At 61.3% G+C, this 9134-nt stretch carries 7 protein-coding genes and 1 pseudogene; 2 read left to right on the top strand and 6 right to left on the bottom strand.

Annotation, left to right across the window (positions count from 1 at the left end):
* Positions 1–2 precede the first annotated feature (2 nt).
* On the bottom strand, positions 3–752 hold the full coding sequence (locus tag BM416_RS07250) for an electron transfer flavoprotein subunit beta/FixA family protein (RefSeq protein WP_065924817.1): 750 nt from the start codon (positions 750–752) through the stop codon (positions 3–5).
* A 533-nt stretch (positions 753–1285) separates the two neighbouring features.
* Here BM416_RS07250 and BM416_RS07255 point away from each other — a divergent pair.
* Entirely contained in the window at positions 1286–2950 is a 1665-nt protein-coding gene (locus BM416_RS07255; RefSeq protein WP_092486867.1) for an electron transfer flavoprotein-ubiquinone oxidoreductase, read from the top strand.
* Positions 2951–3020: 70 nt separating this feature from the next.
* On the opposite strand, the gene BM416_RS07260 is transcribed toward BM416_RS07255, so the two are convergent.
* Positions 3021–3914, bottom strand: a complete 894-nt coding sequence (locus tag BM416_RS07260; protein ID WP_092486870.1) for an AraC family transcriptional regulator — start codon at positions 3912–3914, stop codon at positions 3021–3023.
* 182 nt (positions 3915–4096) lie between these two features.
* Here BM416_RS07260 and BM416_RS07265 point away from each other — a divergent pair, with 182 nt between their 5' ends.
* A complete protein-coding gene (locus tag BM416_RS07265) occupies positions 4097–5149 on the top strand; it encodes an NAD(P)-dependent alcohol dehydrogenase (protein ID WP_092486873.1) in 1053 nt (350 codons plus the stop codon).
* Here the strand turns inward: BM416_RS07265 and BM416_RS07270 are convergent, their stop codons facing one another.
* From BM416_RS07270 to BM416_RS07285, 4 genes and pseudogenes are all read right to left on the bottom strand, one after another.
* Entirely contained in the window at positions 5150–5953 is an 804-nt protein-coding gene (locus BM416_RS07270; RefSeq protein WP_027603627.1) for an IclR family transcriptional regulator, read from the bottom strand.
* 87 nt (positions 5954–6040) lie between these two features.
* Entirely contained in the window at positions 6041–7006 is a 966-nt protein-coding gene (gene araH / locus BM416_RS07275) for an L-arabinose ABC transporter permease AraH (RefSeq protein WP_092486876.1), read from the bottom strand.
* Positions 7007–7025: 19 nt separating this feature from the next.
* Positions 7026–8525, bottom strand: coding sequence for an L-arabinose ABC transporter ATP-binding protein AraG (gene araG / locus BM416_RS07280; protein WP_092486879.1), 1500 nt, complete (start codon positions 8523–8525; stop codon positions 7026–7028).
* Positions 8522–9134, bottom strand: a pseudogene (locus tag BM416_RS07285) (arabinose ABC transporter substrate-binding protein); the annotation flags it as partial. The gene araG and the pseudogene BM416_RS07285, both read right to left, overlap by 4 nt.

Genomic DNA, 9134 nt, shown 5'->3' on the forward strand with positions numbered 1-9134 from the left:
GATTAGATTACCTTCGCTTCGTTTTTCAGTTTCTCGACCAGTTCAGCCACCGACTTGACCTTGATGCCCGCGCTGCGTGCAGCCGGCGCTTCGACTTTTACGGTCTTGTTGGTGGAGGCGGTGGAAACGCCCAAAGCATCCGGAGTCAGCACTTCGAGAGGCTTCTTCTTGGCTTTCATGATGTTTGGCAGGGACGCGTAGCGCGGCTCGTTCAAACGCAGGTCGGTGGTGACGATGGCCGGCAGTTTCAGGGAAACGGTCTGCGCGCCGCCGTCGATTTCACGGGTCACGGCAACGTTGTCGCCGCTCACTTCGACTTTCGAAGCGAAGGTGCCCTGGCCGTAACCGGTCAGTGCAGCCAGCATCTGGCCAGTCTGGTTGTTGTCGCTGTCGATCGCCTGTTTGCCGAGGATCACCAGCTGAGGCTGTTCCTTGTCGACAACGGCCTTGAGCAACTTGGCCACGGCCAGGGAGGTCAGCTCTTCAGCGGACTCGACCAGGATAGCGCGGTCGGCACCCAGTGCCAGGGCGGTACGCAGCTGCTCTTGAGCAGTGGTCGGGCCGATGGAAACCACAACGATTTCAGTCGCCACGCCTTTCTCTTTCAGGCGTACGGCTTCTTCCACGGCGATTTCACAGAAAGGGTTCATCGACATCTTGACGTTAGCAAGGTCGACGCCGGAATTGTCCGCCTTGACGCGAACTTTCACGTTGTAATCGACAACGCGTTTGACAGCTACAAGAACCTTCATGGATTCCTCGTTACTCTCCGGTGAAAAGAAAGTCGCCTAGGCGAACCTGGCGGTTGATGCTCATCGGCACACAAGGGCACCTCCAAAAACGGCGGCGAAGGACCTTGCTCACGGGAAGTGATGACCGTTCGTCAGTGGTGACTGGGAGGTCATTCTTTATCGCGGCGTGTAAACTGCGCGCCATCAATTAAACGCGCGTCACCTGTTTTACCGTTGCCGTGCTTTTGGACGTGCTCTTGAAACCTACAGTCTGCCTACGGTCTGTGCAAAACCGACCGTATATTGACCGGAACGCCTATTCTGGTCAATACGGCAAAATGGTCAGTCATAAGCCGCGTTGCTTTGATTTACCTAGCCTGCGGGCAATTCAAACAAACGTTTGTATTGGACGCTGACAGTGGTCTATATATAATGCGCCACCTAGAGAGACAGGTGGGTCATCCCCTGCCGTTGCGCACGGCGATGACGGACACGACACCGAACCTCCACCCATTAGAAAAAAAGCCTGTTGAGCCTTGAGTAGGAGATAGCCTGTGGAACGCGAATACATGGAATTCGACGTGGTCATCGTCGGCGCTGGCCCGGCGGGCCTGTCTGCCGCCTGCCGACTGAAGCAGAAGGCCGCCGAAGCCGGTAAGGAAATCAGCGTCTGCGTGGTCGAGAAAGGCTCCGAAGTGGGCGCCCACATCCTTTCCGGTGCCGTGTTCGAACCCCGCGCCCTGAACGAACTGTTCCCGGACTGGAAGGAACTTGGCGCCCCGCTCAACACCCCCGTGGTGCGCGATGACATCTATGTACTGCGCAGCGCCGACACCTCCACCAAGGTGCCTGACTTCTTCGTGCCCAAGACCATGCACAACGAAGGCAACTACATCATCTCCCTCGGCAACCTGTGCCGCTGGCTGGCCCAGCAGGCCGAGAACCTGGGCGTGGAAGTCTACCCAGGCTTCGCCGCCCAGGAAGCACTGTTCGATGAAAACGGCGTGGTGCGCGGGATCATCACCGGCGACCTCGGCGTCGACCGTGAAGGCCAGCCCAAAGAAGGCGTCTACACCCCCGGCATGGAACTGCGGGGCAAGTACACGTTGTTCGCCGAAGGCTGCCGTGGGCATATCGGCAAGCAGTTGATCCAGCGTTTCAACCTGGACAGCGACGCCGACGCCCAGCACTACGGCATCGGCCTCAAGGAAATCTGGGAAATCGACCCGGCCAGGCATCAGCCAGGCCTGGTGGTGCACACCGCCGGTTGGCCGCTGGACATCATGAGCAACGAGAACACCGGTGGCTCGTTCCTCTATCACCTGGAAAACAACCAGGTGGTGGTTGGCCTGATCGTCGACCTGTCCTACAGCAACACCTTCCTGTCGCCCTTCGATGAGTTCCAGCGTCTCAAGCACCACCCGGTGCTGGCCCAGTACCTGGAAGGCGGCAAGCGCATCAGCTACGGCGCACGCGCCATCTGCAAAGGCGGCTTGAATTCGCTGCCGAAGATGGTCTTCAAGGGCGGCGCGCTGATCGGCTGCGACCTGGGCACCCTCAACTTCGCCAAGATCAAGGGCAGCCACACCGCCATGAAGTCCGGCATGCTCGCCGCCGACGCCGTGGCCGACCGCCTGTTTGCCGAGTCCGAAGGGGGTGATGAGCTGACCGCTTACGTTGACAGCTTCAAATCCAGCTGGCTCTACGAAGAACTGTTCGCCAGCCGCAACTTCGGCCCGGCCATGCACAAGTTCGGCCCGATCATCGGCGCCGGCTTCAACTGGTTGGACCAGAACATCCTCGGCGGCAAGATGCCGTTCACCCTGCACGACACCAAGCCGGACTACGCCTGCCTGAAGCTGGCCAAGGACAGCAAGAAGATCGACTACCCGAAACCCGACGGCAAGTTGAGCTTCGACAAGTTGAGCTCGGTGTTCATCTCCGGTACCAACCACGAAGAAGAGCAGCCGTGCCACTTGAAGTTGAAAGATCCAAGCATCCCGATCGGCACCAACCTGCCGCTCTACGATGAACCGGCGCAGCGTTACTGCCCGGCCGGCGTGTATGAAGTGATCACCCAGGAAGACGGCGAGAAGCGCTTCCAGATCAACGCCCAGAACTGCGTGCACTGCAAGACCTGTGACATCAAGGACCCTTCGCAGAACATCACGTGGGTCACACCGGAAGGTGCGGGCGGGCCGACTTACCCGAATATGTAACGCAAACGAGGCTCCCAAATGGGAGCCTTTTTTATGGCCCATATTTGGATTGTGCTTTTGCCTGAAATGACTATGCAGCCCGCTCTTCGCCAGGGTTGCGCTCGAAGTAGCGCTTGTACTCGCGACTGAACTGCGACGTACTCTGGTACCCCACGCTGTGCGCCGCCTGCGCCACGCCCATGCCCTCCACCAGCAGCAACTGCTGAGCCTTGAGCAAGCGCAAACGCTTCAAGTACTGCACCGGCGACAACAATGTGCAGCGTTTGAAATGCTCGTGAAACGTCGACGCACTCATATGCGCATACCCCGCCAACGTCTCGATATTCAGCGGCTCGGCGTAATGGGCATGCAGGTGATTCAACGAGGTGGCGATTCGAGAGAACTGCCCTTGCTGTTCCACCAACGCGCGCAGCACATCGGCCTGGGGGCCGCGCAAGGCGGTGAACAATAATTCCCGCACCCGCGCCGGGCCCATGATCCGGCTTTCCAGTGGATCGTGCAGGCACTGCAGCAGCCGCTCGACGCAGCCGCGCATGGTGTCATCCAGGACCACCGAACTCATCGACTCCAGGGTTTGCGCGGTCGGCGGCGGCCCGGCCTGCATGCCCATGGCGATCACCAATTCACCCAGCACCACGCGGTCAATGCCCACGGTCACCCCCAGCAGCGGCGCACCGGGCGCCATGGCGAATGTCTCGCACTCGAACGGCACCGGCATCGCCTGGATCAAGTAGTGCCCGGCGCCATACTCCAGCGTACGCGGGCCCAGGTAGGCGACCTTGCTGCCTTGGGCCACGAACATCAGGCTCGGCTCGTAGATCTGCGGGCCGCGCGCTACGTCGCAACTGGCGCGCAGTACTTGCACACCCGGCAGGTGGGTCGGGGAGAAACCGTCGCGGGACGTCAGCCCCTCGATCAGGGCAACCAGCGTGGCGTTGGCATCAACATGGCGGGTCAACAGCATGGCAAAAAACTTCGCGAATAAGGGATGAGAGCATCATCGCAGGTCTGGCCGCCGATGAATCCAAACAGGGGGCACTCCCGGACGAATAGGCATGAGACTCGGAGCAATCGCCATGGCCGCATCAGGGGGTGACGCGGAAAATGGCCCGCCTCATCTGTCCCTGCTTTTGCGAGGTTTTCGCCATGTATACCGCCATCGGTTACGCCGCCCAGTCGGCCACCACTCCCCTCGCCCCCATGTCGTTTGAACGCCGCAGCCCGCGCGCCGATGACGTGGCCATCGAGATTCTCTACTGCGGCGTGTGCCACTCCGACATCCACCAGGCGCGCAACGAATGGGGCATCGCCGTGTACCCGCTGATGCCGGGCCACGAGATCGTCGGCAAGGTCACCGCCGTCGGCGCCAGCGTGACCGCGCATAAAGTCGGCGACCTCGTCGGCGTCGGCTGCATGGTCGATTCTTGCCGCCACTGCGAAGCGTGCAAATCGGACCTCGAGCAATATTGCCTCGAAGGCCCGACCATGACCTACGCCACACCGGACCGCGTCGACGGCAGCAACACCATGGGCGGTTACTCCGACAGCATCGTGGTCAGCGAGCACTTCGTGGTGAAGATCCCGGCCAAGCTCGACCTGGCCAGCGCCGCGCCGATCCTGTGCGCGGGCATCACCACCTATTCGCCGCTCAAGCACTACGGCGTCAAGGCTGGCGACAAAGTCGGGATTCTCGGCATGGGTGGCCTGGGCCACATGGGCATCAAGTTCGCCAAGGCCATGGGCGCGGAAGTGACACTGTTCACCCGCTCGGCGAGCAAGGCTGAAGAAGGCCGCCGCCAGGGTGCCGACCATGTGATCGTGTCCACCGATGCCGAACAGATGCAAGCCGCCGCCGGCAGCTTCGACTTCCTGCTCGACACCATCCCGGTGCAGCACGACCTGAACCCCTACCTCGACGTATTACGCTTTGATGGCGTGCACATCCTGGTTGGCCTGATCGAGCCCGTGGACCCACCGGTCAACGCCGCCAAACTGGTATTGGGGCGTAAAGTGCTGGCCGGTTCGCTGATCGGTGGCATTGCCGAAACCCAGGAAGTCCTGGATTTCTGCGCCGAACATGGCATCACCTGCGACATCGAAATGCTCGACATCCGCCAGATCAACGAGGCCTATACCCGCATGATCGCCGGTGATGTGAAGTACCGCTTTGTCATCGACATGGCAACCTTGAAGGCCTGATCAGGCCTTCGCACCCAACTCCGCCGACAGCCGCGCTGCGACCTGTTTGATCACAGGGATCAGCTCGGCCATTTTCTCCAGCGGCATGTAGGGCACGGTACTGGCGATGCTGATGCCGGCGACGATTCGCCGGCTGGCATCGCGCACCGGTGCCGCTACGCAACGGATCGACGGTTCGTTGTCTTCCAGGTCGAACGCATACCCGCCCACCACATACTCACGCATGCGCTGCTCGAACTGCGCCCAGGACTGTTCTGGATGCTGCGGCCATTGCAGGTTTTTCCCACCCGCCGGCAGGCTGGTCTCGTACAAGCGCTGCCACTCTTGCACCGAGTCATCCAGCAGCATCGCCTTGCCCACGCCCGTGCGCGCCAACGGCATGCGATGGCCGACCCGCGAGCGCATTTCCGGACCGTTGCGGCCAGGGTTCTTGTGCAGGTAAAGCACGTCGTCGTATTCGCGAATGGCCAGGTGGATGGTGTCGCCGGTCAATGCCGACAGCTCATCCAGGTACGGCACCGCCAGGGTCACCAGCGGCAGCTCTTCGCGGGCCTGAAACCCCAGTTCGATCAACTTCGGCCCCAACAGGTAGCCGACTTGCGGCACCACGCGCAGGTAACGCTCTTCCACCAGGCAACTGGCCAGGCGGTGGGTGGTGCTGCGGGTGGTGCCGATGCGCCTGGCGATCTCTTTCAGATCCCGCGCACCGGCCGCCACCGCCTGCACGACGCCCAGGCCACGCAGCAGGGTCTGGGTGCCGGTGGGGGCAGCGTCTTTGACGGGGGTGTGGGCGTTTTCCTGCATATCGGGCCTATAGGTATGAAAGCGGGGGCATTATGGCAAATACCGTCCCTCAATACAGTGGCGATCCAAAGGTGGGAGGTGTTCGATCTAGCGCTGCTTCATGCGGTCGATGATGACCGCCAGCAACAGGATCGAGCCGCGGATCACGTACTGGTAGAAGGTGTCGATATTCTTCAGGTTCATCGCGTTCTCGATGATCGCCAGGATCAGCACACCCGCAATCACATGGCGGATCATGCCGATGCCGCCGCTCAACGACACCCCTCCCAGCACGCAGGCGGAAATCACCGTCAGCTCGAACCCCTGGCCGATCATCGGCTGGCCAGAGGTCATGCGCGAGGCGAGGATCACCCCGGCCAAGGCTCCGATCAGACCGTGTACGGCAAAGATGATGATTTTGGTGCGATCAACGTTCACCCCGGCGAGCAACGCGGCCTCCTGGTTGCCGCCGATGGCCATGGTGTTGCGCCCATAGGTGGTGTAGTTCAACAGCCAGCCAAAAAATACAAAGCACAGCACGGTGATGATGATCGGCACCGGCACGCCCAACAGTTGGCCGTTGCCGAACACAAAGAAATCCTCGTTCATCACCCCCACCGCCTTGCCGTTGGAGAAGATGTAGGCCAGGCCGCGCACGATCTGCATGGTCGCCAACGTCGCGATCAACGCATTGATACGCAGCTTGGCGATGACAATGCCGTTGATCAGTCCCACCACCAGGCCCATGACCAATGCAGCGGACACACCGAGCGCCACGCTGTCGGTGTCACGAATCACGATCCCCGCCACCACACCGGCGCAGGCGATCACCGAGCCCACCGACAGGTCGAAGTGCCCCGACGCCAGGCAGAACAGCATGGTGCAGGCGGCGATGCCCACGGTGGAAATCGCCAGGCCCAGGCCACGCATGTTCAGCGGCGAGAGGAAGTTGTCGATAAACAGCGCGCTGAGCACAAAGATGCCCAATGCCGCCAGCAGCATCACCCAGTCATCGAGAAACTTGCGCTGGTTGAAACCCGGCCAGAAGCCCTTTGCAGTTTTTACCTGAGACATGCCTACACCCTCTTATTCTTCAAGCCCGCGAACGCGGGAGTGCCAGTTGCAGCAGGCGTGCTTCATCCGCTTGATCGCGGCTCAGTTCGCCGGTCAGCGCGCCTTCGCTCATCACCAGGATACGATCGGAGATGCCCATCACTTCCATCAGGTCGCTGGACACCACAATGACTGCAATACCCTTGGCCGCGAGGTTATGAATGATCTGGTAGATCTCCGACTTGGCGCCGATGTCGATACCACGAGTCGGTTCGTCGAGCAGCAGCACCTTCATCGGCATCGACAGCCAGCGGCCGAGAATGGCTTTCTGCTGATTGCCGCCGGACAGGTACATGATCTTTTGCGCGGCGGTCGGGGTTTTAACCTTCATCGCCTTGATCTGCTGGTCGGCATTGCCCTTCTCCCAGCCATCGCGCAGCAACCAGCCGAACGAAGAGTGGGCGCCACGGGCGCTGATATTGATGTTCTCGGCGACGCTGGACAGCGGAATAATGCCTTCCTTCTTGCGGTCCTCGGGGCACAGCAGTACACCGGCGGCGATGGCGTCGCGGGGCGAGCGCAGTTGCAGGGCCTCCCCGCATAACTCAAGGCTGCCGGCGCTGACGCGCTCCAAACCGCTGAGCAAACGGAACAGCTCCGTGCGCCCTGCCCCGACCAAGCCGAACAGGCCGAGAATCTCGCCTTTGCGCACCTCAAAACTGATCGGCTCACGCAAACCCGGGCCCAACAAACCCTCGACCTTGAGCGCCACCTCACCGTGCTCGCGCGGGCGGTAGTCGTAGATGTCCTGGATGTCGCGACCGACCATGCAGGTCACCAACTGGTCGTGGGTCAACGCACTCATGTCATCGAAAGTACGCACGTAACGGCCGTCCTTGAACACCGTCACCGCGTTGCAGATGCGGAACACCTCTTCCATGCGGTGCGACACGTAGAGCACCACTTTGCCCTCGTCCCGCAGGCGCGCGATGATCGCCATCAACCGGTCGATCTCCCGCGCCGACAGGCTGCTGGTGGGTTCGTCGAAGGCAATCACATGGGCGCCACGGGACAGCGCCTTGGCGATTTCCACCAGTTGGCGCTGGCCCAGGGACAGGCGCCCGAGTTTTTCCTCGGGGTCGATTTCATCCGCCAGGCCCTTGAGGCAAGCCAGGGCCTGCTTGCGCAGCAGGCCCCGGTTGACCACGCCAAAGCGCGAGGGCAAATGCCCGAGGAACAGGTTTTCGGCGACGGTCATTTCCGGCACCAGGTGCAGCTCCTGGTGGATCACCGCGACACCGCTGGCGATGCTGTCGGCGGCGCATTTGAACGCCATGGTCTGCGCGCCGATCTGCACGCTGCCGCTGCTGGGGATATAGGCACCGCCCAATATCTTCAGCAGCGTCGACTTACCCGCACCGTTCTCGCCCATCAAGGCGTGTACCTGCCCCGGGTGGGCGGTGAAACTGATGCCGTCCAGCGCCTTGACCCCGGGAAAGGTCTTGCCGATCCCCTCGAAACTCAGGGCCGCCGCCGTCATTTCCACAGCCCGATCTTGGTCAGTTCTTCCTGGAAGTTGGCGCGGGTGATCAGGGTCACTTCATCCATGGCCGTGTATTTAGGCGGCTCGGTGCCCTTGGTGACCCACTCGTACATCATCAGCGCGGTGTTGTAGCCCTCGATGTGCGGGCTTGGCAGCATCGAGCCGAAGAAGCCGCTGTTGGCTTTCTTCAATTCGCCGATGGCGTCGGTGCCATTGATGCCGATACCGATCACATTGGCGGCGGCGAAACCGGCGCTTTCAGTAGCGCGCACGCCGCCGAGCACGGTGTTGTCGTTCATGCCGCCGATGATCAGGTTTTTCGCGCCGCTGGGCAGCTTGACCAGGGCCGAGTTGGTGGCGTCCATGCTGCCCGGGACGTCGAGGGTTTTCAGCGCGGCGGTGAGGATGTGGTCCTTGGGAATGCCGGCTTCTTCGAGGGATTTGATCGAGCCGTCGGTGCGTTTCTTGCCGGTGTCGAGTTCATTGAAGGTGTTGATCACCGCGTAGGTGTCCTTCCAGTCCCAACCGCGTTTTTTCGCCTCGGCAGCCATGGCCGCGCCTTGTTTCTGGCCCACTTCAAACGCGGCCATGCCCAGGTACGGCACG

The sequence above is a fragment of the Pseudomonas sp. NFACC42-2 genome (genome assembly GCF_900116055.1).
Taxonomy (GTDB): Bacteria; Pseudomonadota; Gammaproteobacteria; order Pseudomonadales; family Pseudomonadaceae; genus Aquipseudomonas; species Aquipseudomonas marginalis.

What these genes read in the sequence shown, in the direction of transcription:
- araG (WP_092486879.1), bottom strand. Translation starts at nt 8,525, where the DNA reads ATGACGGCGGCGGCCCTGAGTTTCGAGGGGATCGGCAAGACCTTTCCC.
- BM416_RS07260 (WP_092486870.1), bottom strand. Translation starts at nt 3,914, where the DNA reads ATGCTGTTGACCCGCCATGTTGATGCCAACGCCACGCTGGTTGCCCTG.
- BM416_RS07250 (WP_065924817.1), bottom strand. Translation starts at nt 752, where the DNA reads ATGAAGGTTCTTGTAGCTGTCAAACGCGTTGTCGATTACAACGTGAAA.
- araH (WP_092486876.1), bottom strand. Translation starts at nt 7,006, where the DNA reads ATGTCTCAGGTAAAAACTGCAAAGGGCTTCTGGCCGGGTTTCAACCAG.
- BM416_RS07265 (WP_092486873.1), top strand. Translation starts at nt 4,097, where the DNA reads ATGTATACCGCCATCGGTTACGCCGCCCAGTCGGCCACCACTCCCCTC.
- BM416_RS07270 (WP_027603627.1), bottom strand. Translation starts at nt 5,953, where the DNA reads ATGCAGGAAAACGCCCACACCCCCGTCAAAGACGCTGCCCCCACCGGC.